General features: G+C 44.0%; 13 protein-coding genes. All 13 read right to left on the bottom strand.

Annotation, left to right across the window (positions count from 1 at the left end):
- Positions 1-2 precede the first annotated feature (2 nt).
- A complete protein-coding gene (locus ZOBGAL_RS01550; RefSeq protein WP_013991715.1) occupies positions 3-755 on the bottom strand; it encodes a GntR family transcriptional regulator in 753 nt (250 codons plus the stop codon).
- Between the two features lie 97 nt (positions 756-852).
- Entirely contained in the window at positions 853-1,509 is a 657-nt protein-coding gene (locus ZOBGAL_RS01555) for an RNA polymerase sigma-70 factor (RefSeq protein WP_013991717.1), read from the bottom strand.
- Positions 1,510-1,806: 297 nt separating this feature from the next.
- Entirely contained in the window at positions 1,807-3,426 is a 1,620-nt protein-coding gene (locus tag ZOBGAL_RS01560) for a sulfatase family protein (protein WP_013991718.1), read from the bottom strand.
- Positions 3,427-3,444: 18 nt separating this feature from the next.
- Entirely contained in the window at positions 3,445-5,712 is a 2,268-nt protein-coding gene (locus ZOBGAL_RS01565) for a hypothetical protein (RefSeq protein ID WP_013991719.1), read from the bottom strand.
- A gap of 95 nt (positions 5,713-5,807) precedes the next feature.
- The gene (locus tag ZOBGAL_RS01570) at positions 5,808-7,913 is read right to left on the bottom strand and encodes an alpha-galactosidase (RefSeq protein ID WP_013991720.1); all 2,106 of its coding nucleotides are present in this window, start codon (positions 7,911-7,913) and stop codon (positions 5,808-5,810) included.
- Positions 7,914-8,119: 206 nt separating this feature from the next.
- Positions 8,120-10,438 (bottom strand): right-handed parallel beta-helix repeat-containing protein, encoded by a 2,319-nt coding sequence (locus ZOBGAL_RS01575; protein ID WP_013991721.1) that lies wholly within the window; start codon positions 10,436-10,438, stop codon positions 8,120-8,122.
- Between the two features lie 22 nt (positions 10,439-10,460).
- Positions 10,461-11,930, bottom strand: coding sequence for a sulfatase (locus ZOBGAL_RS01580; RefSeq protein ID WP_013991722.1), 1,470 nt, complete (start codon positions 11,928-11,930; stop codon positions 10,461-10,463).
- Positions 11,931-11,941: 11 nt separating this feature from the next.
- Positions 11,942-14,341 (bottom strand): carbohydrate binding domain-containing protein, encoded by a 2,400-nt coding sequence (locus ZOBGAL_RS01585; RefSeq protein WP_084724332.1) that lies wholly within the window; start codon positions 14,339-14,341, stop codon positions 11,942-11,944.
- 111 nt (positions 14,342-14,452) lie between these two features.
- A complete protein-coding gene (locus ZOBGAL_RS01590; protein WP_013991724.1) occupies positions 14,453-15,895 on the bottom strand; it encodes an alpha-L-fucosidase in 1,443 nt (480 codons plus the stop codon).
- 2 nt (positions 15,896-15,897) lie between these two features.
- Positions 15,898-17,385 (bottom strand): alpha-L-fucosidase, encoded by a 1,488-nt coding sequence (locus ZOBGAL_RS01595; protein ID WP_013991725.1) that lies wholly within the window; start codon positions 17,383-17,385, stop codon positions 15,898-15,900.
- Between the two features lie 55 nt (positions 17,386-17,440).
- Positions 17,441-19,879, bottom strand: a complete 2,439-nt coding sequence (locus tag ZOBGAL_RS01600; RefSeq protein ID WP_013991726.1) for a right-handed parallel beta-helix repeat-containing protein — start codon at positions 19,877-19,879, stop codon at positions 17,441-17,443.
- Positions 19,880-19,886: 7 nt separating this feature from the next.
- Positions 19,887-21,005, bottom strand: a complete 1,119-nt coding sequence (locus ZOBGAL_RS01605; RefSeq protein WP_013991727.1) for an alpha-L-fucosidase — start codon at positions 21,003-21,005, stop codon at positions 19,887-19,889.
- Positions 21,005-22,489, bottom strand: coding sequence for an alpha-L-fucosidase (locus ZOBGAL_RS01610; protein WP_013991728.1), 1,485 nt, complete (start codon positions 22,487-22,489; stop codon positions 21,005-21,007). Before ZOBGAL_RS01610 ends, ZOBGAL_RS01605 begins: the two co-directional genes overlap by 1 nt.
- Between the last annotated feature and the right edge of the window lie 2 nt (positions 22,490-22,491).

Genomic DNA, 22,491 nt, shown 5'->3' on the forward strand with positions numbered 1-22,491 from the left:
GTTTATTCGGTTAATAAGTTTCGTAATATTTCGGTGTCTACCGTTTTATTGATCTGTCTGGAACGGTAAACGTAAGAATCGGCGGCAGCAATGATGCAAGACGCCTCATAAGGCGTATCGTCTTGCAGATACGATGTTCTTTCGATAACCAAAACGATGGGCGATTTTAGTTTTAAGATATTGATCTCATAAGCGGTAGCCTCCCTTGCATATACTTCCTCATCGGCCGAAACACCGATAAGTCCGTAATTCTCTTCCAAATAGGTATAGATCGATTCCTCTAGTTTTATTTCTTCGTTAAACCCCGGCACCAAGTGCATGGGCATTTCATTGTACATTAAACAAATAGGCCTACTATCGATCAATCGGAGCCGTTCTACATAAATGGTTTTCTGACGGGCCTTTAAACCCAGAGCCGCCGAAACTTTATGGCTCGGCGCCCTTTTTTCTATTTTCGTCCAAGCCGTACTCGGTACTTTCCCCTGACCGATTATAGAGTCCGTCCAACTTGATACGCCCACATGGCTATCGACAATTTGGGGCTTCTTGACCGTTGTGCCCTTTCCTGCCTTAGATTCTACATAGCCCATAGCTTCCAATTCCTTAATGGCCCTTTTGACCGTAATCAAACTAGTCTCCGTTTCTTTGGCGATTTCAGATTGGGTGGGCAGTAGATCCCCTGGATTGAATTCCTTCTCTATCTTCTTTAAAAGGTAGTCGTAAACCTTATGGTATAGTGGTATTTTATTCTTCAAATTCCTGAATTTAAATGTGTTTTTATCAAAATACCGGAATTTACGTTAAAAAATATAATAATATAATCTACCATGCCCTTCAATGTCTCTGTATACACTAGCAACTTAATTCTGCCGCTTCGATTTGGGCCAACTTGACCTTCGGCTTGGCCTTGTACCGTTTAGACACCACATCGATATCCCAATGCGCCTTGATAAATTTTAAGGCCGCCGTTATTTGGTTCTCTACGGTTTTGGGACTAACGTTCATCTCCTTGGCGATTTCTTTTACGGGAAGACCATTGAACCGACTCTGGATAAAGGTTTCCCTTCTCCGTTCCGGCATTTCGCCCACTAGGTTATTCAACCATTCCATCATAAAATTATATTCGATTTGATGCTCCGTAGAAAAATCAAACCCATGTATAATTTCCTTTGAATCAATATACTTACGCAAACGCTTCCTCTTATTGAAGACCTTTTTTACCAAATTAAAGGCAATTGTAAAAATGTAAGACTTAAAGGAGCATTCCAATTTTAACGATTCGCGCTTCTCCCAAACCTTTACAAAAACGTCTTGTACCACACCCTCTGCCTCGATTGGCGATTTTATATACCCCAAGGCGAAATAATAAAGTTTGTCGCCGTAAAGCTCAAAGAGCTTGGCATAAGACAGGGCACACCCCAACTTTACCTTCCCTACCAATAAGCGATCCGGAGCATCTGTAGGTACAGCCTCTAATTGTTCTGTCGGAAGGGATCGGGTTGCTGGCATTGCTTTTATTTTTATTTCCTCAAATATTATAATAATATATTATTTGTGCAAATAAAAAATAACCTTTTATTAAAAATAAAGCTCATAATATGTTAAAATATCAAGATTATCCCTCAAAAAATATGTAATTACAAAAACGAGGTAACCACAGCCTATCAAAAAGTAGCCGTGATCTTACCTAAGAGTAGTTGTCTGAAACTTGTATTCGGTCTGGCCAAAACCCAAACGTCGTTCAACGAGGTCGGAGATATAGGGCCTTATTCTAAAGTTCCGGCCATGCGAATATGGTCGTTTGACCTATTCGTCGTTCCAATGGCGGACTATGATTTCCTGTAAATGGGGATATTTATCATCTTCTTCATTCAGTTCTTTCCTCGTGCTTTTCAGCTCAGCTTTCATTTGTTGAATGATGTTTTGATATTTCGGATTTCCGTACGCGTTGACCAGTTCTCCGGGATCGTTTTTCAAATCGTAGAATTCCCAGGCAGCGGGAGTAGGTTCCACCTTATTGGAATGCTCCTCATCGTTCCAATACATAGAAAGACTTCCTTCTTTTTCTAGGTTATGGTATCGTCCATAGAAAAAGATCAATTTGTAATTTTCACTCCGTAATCCAAAATGTGCGGGTATGTCGTGGTGGATCATCTGCATCCAATAGCGGTAATAGGTTGCCTTACGCCAGTCATCGGGTCGCTCTCCTTCCATAATGGGTTTTAGGCTTTTCCCTTGCATATAAACGGGAGCCCTTCCCCCGGCCAGTTCAATCAGGGTAGGTGCAAAATCGGTGTTGTTGATCAGATAACTCGTTCGTGAACCTGCCTTTATCTTTTCTGGATATCTCACGATAAACGGCATATGTATCGATTCTTCATACATCCAACGCTTATCCTCAAAGTCGTGTTCGCCCAGCATCATGCCTTGATCCGAGGTATAAACGATAATGGTATTTTCCCAAAGTCCTTCTTTTTTTAAATCCTCAAAAAAACGGCCTAAATTATCATCTACCCCTTTGACACAGCGCAGGTAGCGTTTTAAATATTCTTGGTAGGCGGCACTTGTTCGCTCTTTTTCCGTAGGCAAATTCCCTGTCTTATATATATCCACATAATTTCGGTTCGGGTGGCGACTCGAAATTGAAGAACCGATCACGTGCAGTAAACTATCATTTTTACCACGTGTGGCCTCAGAGCCCCAATGAGGTTGATCGTAGAGGCTTTGGGGCTCAGGTATTTTTATGTCTTCAAGATACGAAGCATACTTGGGGTTAAACTCAAACATATCATGCGGTGCCTTAAAGTGATACATTAGAAAAAACGGTTTTTCGGGATTCTTACGATTATGCACCCAATTCAAAGCTTGGTCCGTGACCACATCGGAACTATGTCCTTTGTATTGCACCGTATTATCGGGCCACTTTCCTTTATCTTTAGCCCTAAACTCAGGATCAAAATATGTACCCTGCAGGGGAAAGACCTTGTAATAATCAAAGGCCTTTGGTTCTTGGTGCAAGTGCCATTTTCCGATCATGGCCGTTTCATAGCCCAGTTTTTTGATTTCTTGGGGGAGGTATTGTTTATTGGCATCCAATTCGTTCCACAGATCGAGAACACCGTTGGTCTGACTATACTGCCCCGTAATAATCGAGGCTCGACTTGGCGTACAGATACTATTGGTCACAAAGCAATTTTCAAAAACCATACCCTCCTTTGCCAAAGCATCTAGGTTTGGCGTAGCCCCCAGATCGGCCAAACGACCTCCGTATATTCCCGTTGCCCCGGCAGCATGGTCATCGGTCATAATAAAAATGATATTGGGTTTCTTTTTATCTTGGGCAATGGAAAGCTGAACCATGAATAAGCTACAGATTACCCCTATACCTTTGAGCGTTAAAACGGAATTACGTATAAATTTCACCATATTTTAGATTTCCCTTTTTTATATTTCAATCTTGATCATAGCACAGCTCCGTTTGATGGGAGTTTTGATTTTCAGTTCCCCCGCTTCTACACTTGTCTCTAGCACTGTTGGCTGTTCATCTCCAGGATAATAGGCTACCACCTTTAATCCTTCTTTCACCAAGTCTTCTTTTCGCACGGTCACCTCAACAGCTTCCCCTTCCCCCGCATACATCACCGGAATGCTATACCCTCCATCGGTCTTGAACAGATTTACCTTTGCTTCTCCCTTGGTAATAGCGATCACATGTGGCTCGAACACCCATTTCTTTCCCCGCATTTGATCGAACAAGGGGCCATAATCTAAATACACCTTATCGGCCAGATCCGAAGGTCGCATGGAATGGTCATTCCCCGGAAACGGCGCCATGGGAAAAACGCCCATGTAAATGAATTTTTGAATTACCTGATCGGGATCGGGAAGCAATTGCTTGTCGGTACTCATCCAACCCAAGGTTGGTTTTTGGTTGCCCAAAAAGGCAATGGCATTCAAGGCGGAACCGGAATAGGTGAACTCGTCAAAAATACCATCTACATATTTCAGCTGTTCAATACGTTTTACATGGTTGTTCACATAGATAACCTTATCGGCGTCGTGAAATATGGGATGGAGCTTTTCCATAATGCCCATCCACGACATAAACAAAGACCCTACGGGTTGTTCTCCCATCCAACTTACGCCATCATCGGTGCTATGGTTATAAAAGCGGGTCCAATCCATTCGGTCAATGCAAATTCCGAAGGAATCGGGTATTCCCGCGACCGTACGCTCGGCCTGTCCGACCAGAAAATTTTGATAGCTCTCAACACCGGGATCTAGGGCTATTGCCTTTTCCCAAGTAAAAAAAGGATCTCCGGGCTTTACGCTATATATGCCTTTATCTAAAACGGCCTTCTGTTGTTTAGGGGCAAAAAGTATAGCATCGGCCAGGTTTTCGTAGAGGTAGTCATTTGCATCTCGCCAAAGCGGGGTATCTTTTGTCCGAGTGGATTTTGGCCGTGGATATTCGATTTGCGTACCGAACTCCGTTACATTGAAATAGCTCAGCACATAAAAACCGGCATCCTTCATCTTTTTGGCGTAGTTCTGCATAATAGGCATTGAAGTGGTTTTTCGGGCCACTTTACCCCTATTGCGAAAACGGACGAAGCTTGACCATTCGGCCGTTTCGTCGACCGGAGGAGCGAACATGCCCATATACGGAAAATCAAAGGAAGCCCTCCAATTTACCCGGAAAGCCATTTTCTTCATCTTTTCTACGTCAAATGAGACATCGCTATTGGAGTATGCGCCCGTACCTGCTATTTGATCCGCCAAGGGATTGACGGGCTGAAAATAATTTTCATAACGGTTTACCACCCAACCAAGACTACTACGCCAATCGGCTTGATGCGGTACAATATCCATGGCAAAGGTGAGTTCCTTTCCTTGTCCTATCCTATGGTTGTACCTTGAAAAAGTGACTTCTCCAGCCTTAGTGGTCTGCACGTTAATATCCAGTAAAGTATCTTCTGGCGAAAGCACCAAGCTTAGTCCTATATCATCTTTTTCCTCCCAAAAGCTTACCATGGGAATGGTTATTACATCTCCTTGAAACGGACAATACAACAAACCTGGATTTTCATATTCATAGCGAGGGGCGCCATAATGCCAAAGTCCATCAGCCACATCTATAGGCTCCAATGGGTCGGCCCAACTCATTAAATCATCTAGGTCTCCTTCACCGATAATGGCATTGGCAATCTCCTTATTATCCGTTCCTCCACCACTCAAATCGCCCCTTGGGTCGGCCCATGGGGCCCAAAATTTTACATTTTCGGAAGCTGGATAGTTCAAAATGGTTTGAATGGGTGTAGACCAATTTTCACCATCATCTTTGATCTGTATTTCCCAACGAATGCTATTTTCTGTTGCCTTAAAAGTTTCCGTAAGCTGAAATGTCTGTTTTGTGGTACTGTTCTCCACCGTTTTCAAGAATACGATCTCGTCATCCGATTTCTTTTCCAATCGAACATCGGTCACTACGCATCCTTTAAGCAAGGAATGCCCTGCAAGCGCTTTTTCAACCTGCCCTTTTTCAAATATCGCCTTGCTTATCTCCCCTTCTGCATTAAACCCCAATGTCAGTCCGGAAGTATGTAGCATCAATGCTTGGGGATTCTTATCTACACATGAAAACAATAGCATTATAAAAGTCATCAATGCGCATTTGTAAATTCCCCTTAGTACTGCATCTGATTTTCCCATAGTCTGTAAAACGTTTTTTTAGAGAAGGAATATTGCCCCCTATTATCGAAATCTACTTATGTTATAATCTTGTCCTTTACGAACACCTGCCTCCTTTAATTGGTTTCATACTTAATAAACCGGTAACCTGCAGGTTCAGGAATGGTAAGGATAAGATTTCCGTTCTCGACCTTCATTTCTTCAGACGCGTTAGCCTTGGGCTTTTCAAGATCCATTAGGCTTACCTTTTTTCCGTTTAGGAATTTAAGGGCTATTTTTCCTTGGGAATCCTTGTTACCGATTTCCCTGAATATCATGAGATATCCCTCCTTTTTCTCGGGATCGGCAATTTGAAAGCCTGTCCACGCGGCATTGTTGGGTTCTTCCCCGATAGGAAACACATAGTTTTCCCAAATCCCCTTACGGTGTTCCTTATAAACTCCGATTACATCACGAAGTTCGTCGCGTTCTTCGGGCTTTAGCAGCTGTGTCAGCATAAAACAGGAAGGTGCCGCCATGAAGGCCGACATGGCCGCATAGGATTGGCTGTGCAAATGCGCATCGGAATATTTGGGATTGGTTCTCGAGGTATTCTGCCAATGGGCCTGTAAATCGTTCATATTGTAATACTTTGCCATCATCCAATGATGTCTTAGCGTGATATAGGGCACATAGGCCAAATGCGATGGCAAGTTGTTCTGTATGTTCTGAAAGTACATCGGGCCGACCTCACGTGCCGGACTGTACCAACCGTATCGCTGATCATCGTATTCGGGGCACCACGATGTTTGTGTACTATAATCGGTTTTTTTGATGAATTCACGAATCCCCTTAATGCGATCGGCAAAGGCATCGTGATCTTCGAGTTTATCGAAATCAAACTTCCAGGTAGCCACATTCAGTTGTTCTTGGTTCTTTATCAGCTCTTCGGGAGTGATATAGCGGATGGCCGCCCAGAGGCCGATACCCACATTGTATTTCTTCGACAGTTTTTTGGTTTTCTTCCAGTGGGCATCATAGCCCACGTTGGTATTGGGATGCCATGAGTTTTTACTCTTAGTGGCCCCTTCTTGCCAACCGTCATCGATGCGAACGATATCTATACCCAGATCGGCGGCCGATTTTATTTCCTTTTCGATAACCGAAAATTCAGAATTCTCCCGACCATAGATTTTATCATATTCGCCATTTTGCCAATCACTACCCCAGGTATCGATCAAAATATGCATATCTCGATCTAACTGTACAGGATAACGTATACGATCAAAACGTTTGAAGGCCAATTCAGAGGCATCACTACCTCCTGAGTACAAAATACTCCACGTAGCCCAAGTACGTTTGAACTCCGATGTAATTTCCTTAGGCTTCAATCCCCATCCCGTTACTTCGACACCTGTGGGCGTGCAATAAAAGCTACCGGTCTGGTGCCCGTATTTGTTTACCGTCTTATTCGATTCCTTGACCAAAATCAAGCCTTCGTCTCCGGCCTGTACCACAAGGCCGTTTGCCCAGGTATTCTGCTCATCCTGAAAAATAGGGTATCCCTTTACAATACGCTCCTTGACCATGTCATCGGTATTCACGCGGTTTCCGGGATTGTTGTAAATTCCCCAATACCGTCGTTGGTTGGGTTGCGAAAAATCGACCGGAATAAACTCGTTTCTCGCAATTTTTATGGGCTGGTTCGATCCATAGGACTTATACATGGCCAAATCTTCAGGAATGCCCTCTGGCGAAAACCCGTCAATGGCCCTGACCTCAAGGGCCGTCCATATTCCCGGAGCATTAGGGTAAACGCGAACCAAATAGTTCAGTTCAATGCCGGAGTCGTATCTTACCAAGGCCCTTACCAAGATATGTTCGGTCGTGAACTTTTCATCATCGGTACTGACACCTTCCACAGCTATCAAACGGGCCGGGGAAGCATTATCGATTTTGGTCGGCAAATCCCAATCGCTATCATAAGGCGATTTTTCCGTGCACCATTCCTTTCCCGAACGCGTATTTTTAAAACTCACCGTCTTGAAGCCAGAACCGCTCCACTCCCAAGTACGCTCCACTTTTCCGGTTGTTACCTGCAGTATCTTATTTTTAAAAGTAGCCTTGGCCCCGTGCAAGGTCACCGACAGCTCATTACCGTGTTCTTCACTTTGAGCACGGACTTGGAAGGAAGCAAGAACTATGCTCAAAAACATCAATAGGGCAATACTTTGAATTTTCATGATATAAACCTTTTAATTTTAAGTAGTATCCTACCAAGCAGTCAACTCCCCTATTGAAACTTAAAATTTCAGATCAAGAAAAACGTGGGGCATTCAAACCCAACAAGGCTACCCGAAAAGACAGCTTGCCTAGTACCCGCCTACCGATAAGGCCTTCCTAAAAACAAGGTGCACAAAACGGGCTTAAAGTATTTTCTAGGCCGCCCCTATTTTTCCTCCCTTACCAATTTTGCCGTATCGATTCGAAGCAAGGTACCCGGATGACCGCTAACTATACCTTTAAAATGTTCTTTTATGGCCGTTCTGTATTTGGTTTTGTCCGGTGTGTTTTTCCTGTAACTATCGACATACAATCCGATTTGTGCAAAAGGAATGGCCGCATGTTTTTTCCCATCTTTGAAGGCAAAATTCATTGCATCGTAATCGACGAAGTCATCGGGTGTAACCTCTTTATTGTTCTTCACGCTAGACTTGGCAATAGCTTCGGGAGCGACGCGATAATCGATAATTTTATCGATGCCCCGCTTGTTCGCATAGTTAAAATTATCCTCTACTTTTATATGGATTGGCCATAAGCGGCCAAACTCCAAAGTATCGCTCAAAATGGTACGCATCAATGGGTATTTATCCTTCCATGGCGATTTGGTCCATCCTCTTTTTCCTGTGTACACTTCTACGCGGCCGATATAATCTTCCTTAGTTCCCTTGCGATGATGATTGGGGTCTGCTGCAATTTCCTTTTGAATATCGAACATTTTATTCCCTAGGCTCTGTACGAAGTAGGCTCCCCTATCGCCTTCTAGAAATACGTTTTCCTTTACGGTATGACCGGCCCCTCCGAACATAAATGCGCCTTTGGATGCCGATTTATAGAATACGTTTCCGATTACGGTCGCCCCCGATTGACCATCGTCTAAATGCAATCCGGCACGTTCTACCTTTCCGGGTACGTGCATCAAATGATGAAAGAAGTTGTAGCGGTATGTATTTCCGAAACCGCCCAAATCAGCTCCGGAATATATGGCCCCGCCATCACCTTCCTCATAACCGATATTAAAGAGTTCGTTATACTCGACCAAATGGTCATTACCGTTAACCACCATGGCTTGTCCCAAGGAATTATGGATCATATTATGACGAAATATGTTCCCTACCCCGTTCATTACAATATTGACCTTTTCGTGTTTAAAACTATCTTGATAGATTTGGCAGTTTTCCACCAAGTTATTACCTGGAGTGATCTCGTCAGGGGAACGTAGCCCCCCGCTTAGCCGCACGTGCACATCTAAATCAACCAAATCGCAACTCTTAACGACATTGTCGGTGCCTAGAATTTCAACTCCCACCGCCGTAGAATTGGTAATCTGGGCACCGGCCACAAGGTTATGTTCACCTTTGATCGTATACACACTGCCGCTTCCTACATTTTTAACGGACAGACCTATTACCTTAACATGACGGGTACCATCTAGGGCCAAAAAGCCATTCGCCACCGATAAGCCTATTTGGGTGTTTCCGTTTATGGGGGTTGGCGGATAAACGAACAAGCGATTGGTCAATGGGTCAAAATGCCATTCACCGGGCCGGTCAAGTTCACATAGAAGTCCAAAAACACGAAAAGGTTTATCGTTCTTTCTCCATGCCCACCCATAGCCCAAGGCACGGGTCAGATGAATGGATTTCGTTGCGGCATCAGCACCGTAAACGGGTTGGGAGCTTAACAGCCAACTGGCTTCAATAAAACCGGTTAGCTGGTTTCTGGTATTGTTTCTTTTAAGTTCGTTCTCCCATTGTTGCCAACTGCCGGCCATTTCATTTACCTTATCCCCTATTTGGGCCTGGGCTCCACGTGGGTCTTGCAGTGAACCTTTCCAGCCCCTGGGCTTATCTTTCGCCAAATATGGCACATAGCCTGCACGAACCCCATAATCTTGTTTTCCTACGGGAATGGCCGGAGGAGACACTTCTGCCCGTACCGTCTCTTCCACAAAACTGGCATAGCCTTCATTCGGGAAAACGGAAGGTAAATATTCTACATCGTCATAGCTTAGGTTGAGCATCAGGTCTTTGTTGAACCTGCCCAACATTGTAGTATCGGTAATGGTGGCCACCATAATCTTGTTCGACGCTCGGGCGGATAGCCTGGCCAATTCATCGGGGGCTTTTACCGCACTGAAATTTTTGGGCGAAATGAGCATACTTCCATCGAACAACACACTTTCCCCCGCTGCCGCCCTTATGATTATCGGCCTATCCTCTGTCCCCTTAAATTCAGGACCTAGAACTATTTTTTTCTTAAATCGATAGACCCCTCCGCCAAGCGTAATGGTAAGTCCTTTTTTAGGTACTCCTTTCCGTTTTAAGATTTCCGAAGCCTTCTCGATAGCCCCTTCAAAGGAGGTAGGGTCCGATCGGCTTCCTTTGTTGTTATCTCCGCCTTCGGGAGAAACGAATAGTTGCGAATGCCCCATAAAGGTGGCCAAAAGCATGACTCCTATACAGATTACTATTGTTTTTTTATTCATGTCTTAGAGGGTTCTTTTAGGTTTATATTTTTACATGCCCATAAAATTTTTCCATATCGTAAACGGGGGCGCCAATATCTTTTTTCCAGCTTTCCATTTTCAACTTCAACTCCTGTACCTTTTCAGGAAATTTATTAGCTAGGTTGTTTTTTTCCGAAGGGTCGTCCTTTAAATTGTACAACTCAAAGTGTTGCTTATAACCATCCGGCATTTGAAAATACTCGTGCAGCTTCCAATCGCCACTGACTATGGTCTCAAAACACCTCTTATTATCGGCTATAGGAATTCTATAATGGATCAACGAAAGGTATTTGAGCCAGTGAAGGTCCCTTTCCTCGAGTTTTTCCTTTGGATTTTTCAACAAGGGGCTAAAGTCCCTTCCATCTATATCATGTAAATCAGGATTTGCTCCGGCCATAGAGAGAAAGGTCGGATAATAATCAAACCCTATGATCCGTTCATGGCTTACCGTATTCACCTGTGTAACGCCCGGCCATTTGACCAAAAGGGGCACTCGGGTACCTCCTTCGTAAGAAGAACCTTTGCCGTCCCGCAATGGAAAGTTATCGGTAATACCGTGCAATATTTCCCCACCATTATCACTGGTAAACACGATAATGGTGTTATCGATTATTCCTTTTTCTTCCAAGGCCTTAAGAATAGCACCTACGGCGTCATCTAAGTGTTCGACCAAGCCGGCATAGGTAGGGTTCTTCTGTCTGGCATCGGGACCGATCAACCTTTTATACTTTTCCACTTTTTCAGGTATGGCGGTTATGGGCGTGTGAACGGCATAAAATGACATGTTCAGGAAGAAGGGTTTCTCATCTGTGGAATGAATAAATTTCACAGCCTCTTCCGCAAGGGCATCGGTTAAAAAATCGCCTGGTTTCCTATCTTCCAAATCCGGGATTTTTGAAGCCACCCTTTGTTTTTCATTGTTCGACTCAAAAGGATACATGTAACTCCCTGGGCAACAAAACTCATTAGATGCAATATCCACATCGAATCCTCGCGTACCTGGATTATTCTCACCTTTGCCGATATGCCATTTTCCAATATGCGCGGTAGTATACCCCTCTTTCTTCAAGGCCTCGCCAATTGTCGTTTCCGTCATGGGCAAACCATTATCATTGGGCCCCGGATGGGCAACCCCACCAAGTTTGCCATGGCTTACGGCCCCCAGTCGTGCCGGGTACTTTCCCGTCATTATAGACATGCGGCTCGGCGCACAGGTCGGATGCGAGGAATATGCCCGATCAAAATAGACGCTTTCCTTGGCCAACTTATCCAAATTGGGTGTCAGATGGGTATCGCTTCCGGTAAAACCTAAATCGGCAAAACCTAAATCATCGGCAAAGATGAAAACGATGTTGGGTTGCCGCGGACTGTGTTTTTCTTCGTGCAATACCGTTTCTTTTGAAGCCGTATTTTTACATGAGCCGAAACAAACCGCAATTAGTAAAGTGAAGTAAAAAATTCTTCCATTCATGGTGTTATATTTTAATTATTTATCGTCTGTCCTATATTCTTGACCAAGCCCACATCATCAAAATAAACCGTGGCCTGAGAGCCTGTATTTAGCAATGAAACGGTAAAGGGTTTTGGTCTGTCATCGGTCTTAAATTCAATACTTAAAAATTCCCATTCGGAGGTAAGTGAAGTTTGACCTGACATTTTGGAATCCTTGCTTTCAATACGTAATTCACCCTTAGCACCAGAGTCGGGAGCCTTGACCCAGACCGACATGGTATAATTCGTATTGGATTCAAGGTTTTCTATGGTTTGTTGAATGCCGTTATTTTTTTTATGGATCGCAACAGAATGCGATTGCATTCGAGTTTTCGCCGTTTCAATTCCCCATGAATCCTCTTGAATGATTTGCACTGCCTCCCCTGTTTTATGCCAAGCGTTCAAACCTTGCTCAAAGGTGCCGTTGGTAACCAAGTTCATAAAATCGGTCTTAAAGGCTTCGAATTCAGGTTTTGGCGGAGCATCAAAATTATGCCCGGCACGCCATGCTTCCTTACCATATTCGAATGCACCAAGATCAGGAGCTTGTCCTTCAAAGCTATCTGTTATGGATTTCAATATTACCCCTTTGTCAATAGCCGGAGATGTCGCGCTAAGCTCAAAATTTTGAGATTGGGGATCCACTAATCGCGCTTCAATATCCTTGAAAAGATTATGGGTAGTTACTACGTTTTCCGAGACATGGTATGAACCTGTGAAAATATTGTTGATTACGACATCACCGTACATATCCTCTTTAAAGTTCCTTCCCCAATACCCTAGTCCGTATTTATTATAAAGCGTATTATTGAATATAAGGTTATAGTTTCCCGGAGTATTAAGGCGTATGCCATCATAGGCCCCAATACTCAAAAAGCCCGGTGGTGCCTCGGTGAGTATATATTCCCAACCACAGTTCCACACCACGTTATGATGAATGGTATAATTACTGGTACTATTGTCTAAATAAATACCAATGCCATAGACGTTGTGCACTTTATTATGGTGAATGACCGTACCGGCCCCATCATTGTTGGCCACATAAAAACCGCCGATATCATGCCGAATGAGGCCTGCATCACTAACACTGTTGTACTGGAAGCGCATATTTTTTCCTCCCGGCCCAATACATCCGCCACCTGCACGGGCAACCGTATTGTGACTTATCAAATGGCCGCTACCAGAGGTGTTCAACAGTTGGTCCCATGTGCCGGTGTAATTTCCATCGTGGATATAGCTGTTCACGACCTTATTATTACTTCCCGTAATGTTAACCAAGGCCTTCGGGCTATATGCAAATTCACAACTGTTGATTTCGTTATGCTTACCCGATAAATTGATGCCCGGTTCAACATAGAACCCTTTTACGTTTTCTATGAGGCAATGCTGCGTAAGCGCATCAGAAGTTATTCCCGCACCAAAAATGTCAAGATTGGCGATTTCGACATAAGAGCTCCCCGACAGATCAATTGCATTGTTTCTCGTCTTTATTTCGAGACTTAATTCAGATGAGGCTTCATGCTCTTCTAAATAAAAAAAGAGCTTTCCCTTTTGGGGGTCATAATACCATTCCCCATCGGTATCCAACAAATCGTAATGACCGGAAATGTAAAATCGATTCCCCTTTCTAGGCGCATAATTTTTGTCCCACCCAGAAGTACCTCCGTAATAATTTTGCCTTCTTTTGGCCTCGGGAAAGGAGATCCTTTGTTCATTAGGCTTATACCCAGAAACTACAAAGGTCTGCAACGCCCATTCCTTTCCAAAGAAACCATAGAGCGTCGCACCTTTTAAATCTATGTTCTTGGGTAAATCGGTATTTTGTAACGATAGGGCGGTACCACCGTCTACCTTGGCGAAATTTGGTTTAAGAAGGTCGCCCGAGTAATTGGGCCAACGCGCTTCGGGTGTCCAATTTTCATTATGGAAGACGATTAAATCTTCCGAAGTTTTTTCTAGGGGAACACTAAAAATATGCTCAGATATTTTGGTCCACCCCTTGTCCATCACTGAACACCCGTTGATTATAACCTTTTCATTTTTATAACCGACGAGTCTCAATTTCCTTGACGGTTCGCCTACAAAATTCGGAAATACTGTTTCGCGGTAAGTTCCCTTTCGAATATAACAGATGCCACCATCCTTCATAACCTCTAAGGCTTTTTTTATAGTCAAAAAAGGTCCGTCTGATCCGTTTGAATTCGGCTTAGGCCGTTTACCCGACCAGTTGTCATTTCCTTTTTTACTCACATAGTATACCTTGTCGACACGTTTTTCCTCAAGGGCATAAACCGAAAATTGCAAAGAAAATGTAAGCAGGAACAAGGCAATAACAAGCAGTCGGTCGGTTGATTTTTCCGAACGAACCATATGTACAGTTTGAACTCCCATATTTGAAAAGGCCGTTTAGAGCTATTTTTAATTTATATCTTGTTACGGACAGGAAACCCTATCCCTTTCTTTTAAACAAAAGGCATCTGCGCTTGCCGCCTGCCCTATCGATTATTTTACAATGACCTCGGCAATTCTGAGGCTACCTTCTTTTTGCATCCTTATCTTTACAAAGCGTCCAAACACGCCCTTGGTCTTTAGTGTTTTTGAAGGATCGGGGAATTCTTTAAACCCTTTGGACCAAACTACTTTTTCGTCCTTATCCAAAATAGAGACGATTACATCGGTCATTTCTGTTTTTTCCTGGCCAGTAGCATTGTATATGGTGATTTCATTGATTTTTTCCGTGTCTTGAAGATCTACCATCCACCACGGGTTCATTTGTTGTTTGGTGCCCGATGTCTGTTCCATTTCCCAGTTCCCCTCGGTTACGCCATCAACGGCAATATCGGCTCTTGGATAGGCGCGTTTATCATTGATATAGGGATGGGTCGTAGATTGGGAGCAAGGTTTCAAAAAGGCCAGGTTTTCGGAAACCTCATAAGAAAAACCCCAATCGGATCCTGGTTTTTCAAGTGGGGCGGGTTTCTGCCATACCGCCGCAGTTTCTTTTAACCGTGTTATTACATCTTCATCGATCCGCCCTTCAGGGTTGGGCGAAATATTTAGAATATAGACTGAATTATGAGAGTTGTAACTATTCAGTTGTTTTAGCAGGTAATCAACACTTTTAGATACGCCAAAGCCATTGTTGTTGTCCCACCACCAGCCTCGCTGAATAAAATCGGAGGCCGCAGTCGGTCTCATATAATCTTTATGGTACGGATAAGCCCTTCCCGCGGCATCGGCAAAGGGAACCTCGGCATGGGCCAGATTGGACTCATAAGTATGGTTTACGATCAGGCAATTGGGCTGCAAGGATTTGACCAAGGCATAAATTTCACCATAGGGCATATCGTCAAAATCAGGGTTGGTAGGCCATGAAGACCAGCCATCGAAATTGATATAATCTATTGGCCCATAATTGGTCAAAAGTTCCCTGATCTGATTTTTAGTGAATTCGATTTCCGCCCGCGAAGTGCTACCGTTTTCTACTTTATGATGATAATCCAATATCGAATAATACAGTCCTACTTTCAGGCCCGCCTTGCGAAACGAATCGACAAAGGCTTTGACAACATCGGTCTTGACGCCCGAAGAAGCCACGTCATAATCCGTATAGGCGCTATCCCAAAGACAGAAGCCACCATGGTGTTTTGTCGTAAGCCAGCCTCCGGTCATTCTAGCATCTTTTACCACCTGGGCCCACTGGTCCGTATCGAGTCCCGTAGGCGCCCAAGTTGTTGGGGCGACCTTACCATAGGCCCGACCTTGTTTCTCTTCTGAATTGACATTGTTAAAAGTGGCCATGTTATAATGAAAATAGGCCTGGTAACGGGTATTTACAAAATCAAGCTGAAGCTCGGGTAAGGGTTTTGACTTCTTATCTATAGTTGTTTGCGCTTGGATATGCGTCGCAATTAAAAAAAGTGCTACTATCTTTACTATTTTCATAATTATTTTCCTTTTACGATAACCTCTGCCAAAGCAAGACTACCTTTTCCATTTAATTGAACTTTTACAAAACTTCCGACGATATCGGGAACGGCGATGGTATGCGTTTTTGATGCGGCATTCACCTCATCGGATTTCCAAACCTCTTTTTCGTCGGCATCCCATATGCTTACCGTAAAGTTTTTCAATTCGTCCGTATGCTTATCGGTGCGGTCAAACAGTTTTATTTCGTTTATTTTATGTTCGGCCTGAAGGTCTACCTTCCACCAAGGACGGTCTTCAACTTCCGTCCATGAAGTTTGCTCCATTTCGCCATTGCCTTCGGTTACCCCATCAACCGCAATATCGGCCCTTGGATAGGCTCTTTTATCACGAATAAAAGTATGGGTGCTCGATTGGGAGCAAGGCCTTAAAAAGGCCAGGTTTTCGGAAACCTCATAAGCAAAACCCCAATTCGCCCCTGGGCTTTTAAGGTCTTCCGGTTTTTCCCATACCGCTGCGGCCTCTTTTAATCGAACGATGGCATCATCGTCTATACGCCCGGCAGGGTTGGGGGAAATATTCAGAATGTAAACCGAATTATGGGAGTTGTAACTGTCTAATTGACCTAAGATATACTCTACACTTTTAGTAACACGCATGTTGTTATTATCATCCCACCACCAATCGATTTGGACCAGATCGGAAGCTGCCGTTGGCCGCATATAGTCTGGGTGATATGGATAGGCACGGCCCGCCGCATCGGCAAACGGCACTTCGGCATGGGCCAAATTGGATTCATATGTATGGTTAACGATAAGGCAATTGGGCTGTAAGGATTTTACCAATCTGTAGATTTCACCATAGGGAACATCGTCAAAATTCGGAGTGGTAGGCCATGACGACCAACCATCGAAGTTGATGTAATCTATTGGCCCATAATTGGTCAACAATTCGGTAATCTGATTTTTGAGGAACTCGATTTCCTCACGTGTCGTGCTCCCGTTTTCCACACCATGATGATAGTCTAAAATAGAATAATACAGTCCCACTTTTAAACCGGCATCCCTAAACGTTTTTACAAATTCGCCTACCACGTCGGTCTTGACGCCAGAGGAAGCCACATCGTAATCGGTATATTCACTATCCCAAAGACAGAAGCCCCCATGGTGTTTAGTGGTCAACCATCCGCCTTCCATCCGTGCATCTTTACACACTTGGGCCCATTGTGCCACATCTAAGCCCGTAGGCGCCCACATACTCGCTGGTTCCGTCCCCGTAGACCTCCCAAAATGCTCTTCGGAATTCAGGTTTTTGAAGGTGCACATATTGTAGTGAAAATAGGCCTGATACCGCGTGTTTAAAAAATCGAGCTGTAGTTCGGCCAATGGCCTGGCCGTTTCTTCCGTATCAACCTCAGCGTTTTTCGTAATGACTTTTTCTTCCTCCTTACAATTGAGCAAAAGAAAGCTCGTTGAAAGCATGAGCATTAGGGTGCGGGTTTTAAACATAGTTTTGATATTTTGGTTTGAATCTGTACTGTTTTTTTTTTGGAATGAAGGAAGCCTATGGTTTCAGGTAACTGGGCAAGGGGTATCTCGCATTGACGATCTCTGCATTGTAGCGCCCGCCTTTTTCGCTCTTGAACCTCTTATAAATTTCACTTCGATACTTCATTTTATTAGGCGTGCTCGGTCTAAACCGGTCATTTACCAAGCCTATTTCCTCAAAGGGTATTGGTTTAAAATTGGGCTTGGGGGTAAAATCTTCCCTAAAGCTAAAATCGAGGGAAGACACGTCGCGAAAGGCACTTAGTTCAATATCGGTTGGCAGTTCAAAATGGCCTTCTGCCGGAAGGTCCGTAAAACGACCGACCTCACTGCTCTCTAGACCTTCTATGGTACCCGAACCACCGTGTATATGGAATTTTTGACTGACTTTAAAGGTATAATTATCCTTCACTTGACAAAACGTCTGTGCCCAAGGATTGGTTTCTATCATTTCTTTCATTTCGGGGAAGGCTTCCTTCCATGGCGATTTCAACCAGCCTTCTTTTCCGATAACACTTTCAACAATATTGAGGTAATCACCTTTGTCTCCCTTGGGAAGGTCTCGCCCGAATTTAGAGAGGTCCTTCCATCGGTCTTGAATTTCGACGGAAGAGATAGCGCTTTTATTCGTCCACCACATTACCGAACAGTCCATGGTAATGTTATTTTGATAATCATTTAATGGGCCTTGAAAAGCGGCACCACCGCGCCCCGACCTATAAAATACATTTCCGTAGATTTTCAAACCTGCACCGCCATCGTCATTTCTAAAGGCCATAACGGGATGTCCCCCGGGTTCAATGAGGTGGTGTACAAAATTGTACCGAAGCACATTGTTCATGGTATACCATTGCGCCCCGCAATAGGCCACGTTAAAATCTCCCATTTCATAACCTATGTTATAAAACTCGTTGTATTCCATTAAAAGATCCACCGTTTTGTAGGAGATAGCCCCGTTCATGTTGTACAAAAGGTTATGCGCAAAATATATACCGACACCCGATAAGCCTATAAGCCCATACCCGCGATAACGGCAATCCCTTATGATGTTATTGGTTGCGAAATTGAAGCAGTGTTCCAAGGATCGGAAATCGCCTCCGGAAATACTGAAGGCCGCATAAAGATCATAGAAATTACAGGCGGTAATACCGTTATATTTCCCTCCACTTATGTTAACTCCCTTTCCGGCGCCGTTACGGACGGTACTTGCCGCCAAGAGGTTGTGTTCCCCTCCTTCTATACTCACGGCCAAATCGGCCGTGTTTTCGAAAACGAAGTTCTTTAAAATTACGTTTGAGGTGTTCTTAAGGCTGATCATTGCCAATTTTCCGCTTTTGCCTTTCTGGCCTCTCCCTTGATCGCCAATCACGGTCAATCTTGATGTTTTTGGCATAAATCCGTCAATAGGCCAGACGTACAAGCGTTGCTCCTTTTTGTCGAAATACCATTCTCCCGGTTCGTCCAATTCTGCCAAAACATTAAAAAGCCGTACCCTTCTCGGAATGGACTTGATCTTGTCGACAATTCCGTATCGGGTGTGGTGCAACAACTGAACGGAGCCCTCTTCTATATTGCCCACGGCTTCGTTCTGAAAGTACCAATCATTATGAAAGTAGCCTTGGACCCTCATATCTCCCGTTCTTTTAAATTCATCCGCAATAGAAGGTGAGAGGTTTTCCTTGAACCTAAATTTCCCGCCGGTCGGGTTTTCCTTACTGTAGGGCATAGGTTGTTCATTAGGTTTAAGCCAACGTGTAGTGGGGCCTTCCTCTAAAATTTCCCCTATATGGTTATATCCCCGATTCGGCCACTGTGCCAATTGCAACATACTGCCGTTCATGGCCAATTGCCCATATTCACCATCTCCCTTAAACGCTTTGGCGGCCTGATGCTTCGTGAGGTCTATACTCATGACCTTTCCACGTGCTTTCGGGTGGAGCCTGGCCAGCAGTTTTTCATTTTTTACCTTCTGCAATTTTTTTACGTTGAGTTCAGCTCCAGAAGAGAAAATCACCTCATCTGGGGCCTCTCCGCTATAGACCACGGGTCTATCAGGACTTCCTGAATCTTCTTTTAAAAGTTGAAACTCGTTTTCAATAAAATAGGTCCCTTTTAATACAACTACCTCAACCCCACCATTGGGCAAGCCCTTAGTAGTTTTTAAGTTCCTTATCGCATTTCTTGCGGCCTCCAGGCTCTTAAAGGGTTTATTCTTCGTTCCGGGGTTATTGTCCTTGCCGTTCGGGCCAACATAGAATTTTGCCCCAGGTCTTACATCTTTTAAAAATTGATTGTCGGTGTATTTGGAGCTGTACTCGGGAAATGAAAATGCGGGTTGCCCTTCTTCCTTATTTTCTTGTGCATGCCCCAAAGAACACATCAGCAAATTAACAAGGAGGAAGGCCATTGGCCTAATAAGGGCCAACCGATATTGGCTAAAGCATAAGCTGTTCATTTTCTGTTCAATTTTGAATTTGCAAGTTCATTTTCTGTTTTAGCTCCATCAATGGTATAATCCACTTCTGAGGTATTTGACCACTTTGGTCGGGCGGTACGTTCAATAGAAAGTTTACATCATTATCCAAACAATCCTGAAATTTGGAGGTTAACTCGTCTATGGGTTTGGCCTCGTCATCAATTTCCCAAAACCACTCATTGCCTATAGGCATGTTCGATTCGGCAGGTAAGTAGTATTGTTGGTTTTTTATTTCCCATACGGGATCATACGGTTTTTCGGGAGAGAAGCGCTCTAATGTAAGGACATCGGTAGGCCAGGCCTTTTTATCTAAAAAGACAAGATCCTTTCCTACCTTTTTCTTTCCATGGTTCATGACGATAAGCATATCTGGATATTTTTTTGAGATACGGTCGTAGATAAACTGTCGATAGCCATCGCCAAGAATTATGGGAATATCGATCCAGAATTCGACCAAGGGACTGTATCTTTCAAGGAGCTCATCTATTTGCGCGGTCATAAAATTCTGGTATAGATGGGAGGTATACGGTGCTCCCTTTGCCGGTTCCATTTCCGTAGGTGTGACCATAGCCCCATTATAATTTTCCGACTTGCCCGGCATAAGACTTCCGAAAGTATGATGATTGTCCCATGCGCAATAATAGAGTCCCGGCCGTATTCCCTGCTTACGACACTCCTTTACAAATTCACCTACCACATCAACCGCCGTTTTGTTTCCCGACACGTCGTAATCGGTATAATCGGAGGGCCATAAACAATGGCCCGCAACATGTTTGGCCGTCAAAACGGCATAGGTCATCCCCGCCTCTTTGGCCACCCTGACCCATTGCGATACATCTAAATTGGTCGGGGCGTATGTATCCAGCGGTGCTTGGCCATCGGGCAGTTCTTCCCCTAAAAACGTACTCATACCAAAATGTATGAACATACCGTACTTCAACGCCTGCCATTCCCTCAATTTTGATTCGGGCAACCGTTGTTGGGTTACCGCATCGGGATTCTCTTTCCCTTTTGGGGCCACCATGTCCTTACAAGCGAACAAGGGCAAGCACAAAAGCAGTACTATGCGTAATTTAGAGGTTATATTTTTAGAGAATCCTACCATTATTTTTTTACGCCATCAATTTTAAACGTCCACGCATAATCACAAGGCACTTCCGATGCCGTTAATGAAGGAACGTTCACTATAATATCCTTTCCGTTTTGTTCCCATTTTAAAGGGCCTTCATAACCAAGTAAGGTCACCTTGGCATCAGACTTTAATTTGACATTTTTAACCGTCAGGTTTCCTTTAGGGTATACCGGACAAATACCGTAAAGTGTTTGACCCTTTTGGGTGAAGAAAATTTCTTTCGAGGCAAAGCCAGGTTCTGGATCGACCGTCAGTTTCATGACATCGTACTTTACTTTGTACCGTCCTCTTTTGGCATCTTGCACTTGACCGTCGGTCCATTGGCATGTTTCCTTCCATAGCGTAGTGCCGTAAATTGCCTCTCCGTTCACATTGAGCCAATCTCCCATTTCCAAAAGGCGTTCCTGCATGATTACGGGTATTCGTCCATCTGCCGTTGGGCCTATGTCCAAAAGAAAGTTTCCTCCCCTACTCACTATATCGATCAACATATACAGAAGCTCTTGGGTAGAATTGTAATCTTCAAAATTTTCGGTTTTACTAAACCCGAATGAATGGGCCATGCCTCGATTTTCTTCCCAAGGCACATCTGCATTGGGCATTCCTGAACCGTATTCGGTAGTATAGTAGCCCCCATGGTGATGTCTTGTCTCTTTACCCCATCGGTCATTGATCACTACATCTTCTTTACTTGGTGATTCATTGTACAACCAAGACAATAGCTCGGTCGCCTTCCATGTCGTATGGGGGTAGTCCCATTCACCATCGGTAAAAATCAATGATGGGGAATATTTGTTGACCACATCTTTAAACTGGGGTACCATATGTTGGTCGACGTACAGGTCTACATCTGAGGTGTATAAGGGATTAAACCACTCGTAGAGGGAGTAATAGATCCCCATTTTCACGTCGGTTTTACGTACTGCTGTCGTCAGTTCACCCAAAAGGTCGCGACCGGGACCGGAGTTGGTAGCACTCCACGGGCGTCCCCATGATTTGTCGGACTCTTTACTCGGCCACAGGGTGTAACCGTCATGGTGTTTAGAAGTCAGCACCACATATTTGGCCCCTGATTTCTCAAAAATACGGGCCCATTGATCGGCATCGTACATATCGGCCGTGAACAAGGGTACAAAATCAGGATAGGTAAAATTTTCCCCATAGACCCGATTGTGGAATTCATTGGTTTCCTTATACCCATTTTTAACCCTTTGCGGATTGGCCAAATTCATCCAGTACCATTCCGAATATTCGCCTACCTTAGAAAAGGCAGGTACCGAATAAGGTCCCCAATGTATGAAAATACCGAATTTGGCGTCGGTGTACCATTCAGGAACGGGGCGACTGTCTATGGATTTCCAATTGGCTTCGTATGGTTTCTGTGCAAAGCCCTGCAAACTTAACAAGAGCGTTAAGAGAAATAGTTTTCCTCGATTCGTATGTATCATTTTAATCATAA

The sequence above is a fragment of the Zobellia galactanivorans genome (genome assembly GCF_000973105.1).
GTDB lineage: Bacteria > Bacteroidota > Bacteroidia > Flavobacteriales > Flavobacteriaceae > Zobellia > Zobellia galactanivorans.

What these genes read in the sequence shown, in the direction of transcription:
- ZOBGAL_RS01555 (WP_013991717.1), bottom strand. Translation starts at nt 1,509, where the DNA reads ATGCCAGCAACCCGATCCCTTCCGACAGAACAATTAGAGGCTGTACCT.
- ZOBGAL_RS01560 (WP_013991718.1), bottom strand. Translation starts at nt 3,426, where the DNA reads ATGGTGAAATTTATACGTAATTCCGTTTTAACGCTCAAAGGTATAGGG.
- ZOBGAL_RS01565 (WP_013991719.1), bottom strand. Translation starts at nt 5,712, where the DNA reads ATGGGAAAATCAGATGCAGTACTAAGGGGAATTTACAAATGCGCATTG.
- ZOBGAL_RS01570 (WP_013991720.1), bottom strand. Translation starts at nt 7,913, where the DNA reads ATGAAAATTCAAAGTATTGCCCTATTGATGTTTTTGAGCATAGTTCTT.
- ZOBGAL_RS01575 (WP_013991721.1), bottom strand. Translation starts at nt 10,438, where the DNA reads ATGAATAAAAAAACAATAGTAATCTGTATAGGAGTCATGCTTTTGGCC.
- ZOBGAL_RS01580 (WP_013991722.1), bottom strand. Translation starts at nt 11,930, where the DNA reads ATGAATGGAAGAATTTTTTACTTCACTTTACTAATTGCGGTTTGTTTC.
- ZOBGAL_RS01585 (WP_084724332.1), bottom strand. Translation starts at nt 14,341, where the DNA reads ATGGGAGTTCAAACTGTACATATGGTTCGTTCGGAAAAATCAACCGAC.
- ZOBGAL_RS01590 (WP_013991724.1), bottom strand. Translation starts at nt 15,895, where the DNA reads ATGAAAATAGTAAAGATAGTAGCACTTTTTTTAATTGCGACGCATATC.
- ZOBGAL_RS01595 (WP_013991725.1), bottom strand. Translation starts at nt 17,385, where the DNA reads ATGTTTAAAACCCGCACCCTAATGCTCATGCTTTCAACGAGCTTTCTT.
- ZOBGAL_RS01600 (WP_013991726.1), bottom strand. Translation starts at nt 19,879, where the DNA reads ATGAACAGCTTATGCTTTAGCCAATATCGGTTGGCCCTTATTAGGCCA.
- ZOBGAL_RS01605 (WP_013991727.1), bottom strand. Translation starts at nt 21,005, where the DNA reads ATGGTAGGATTCTCTAAAAATATAACCTCTAAATTACGCATAGTACTG.
- ZOBGAL_RS01610 (WP_013991728.1), bottom strand. Translation starts at nt 22,489, where the DNA reads ATGATTAAAATGATACATACGAATCGAGGAAAACTATTTCTCTTAACG.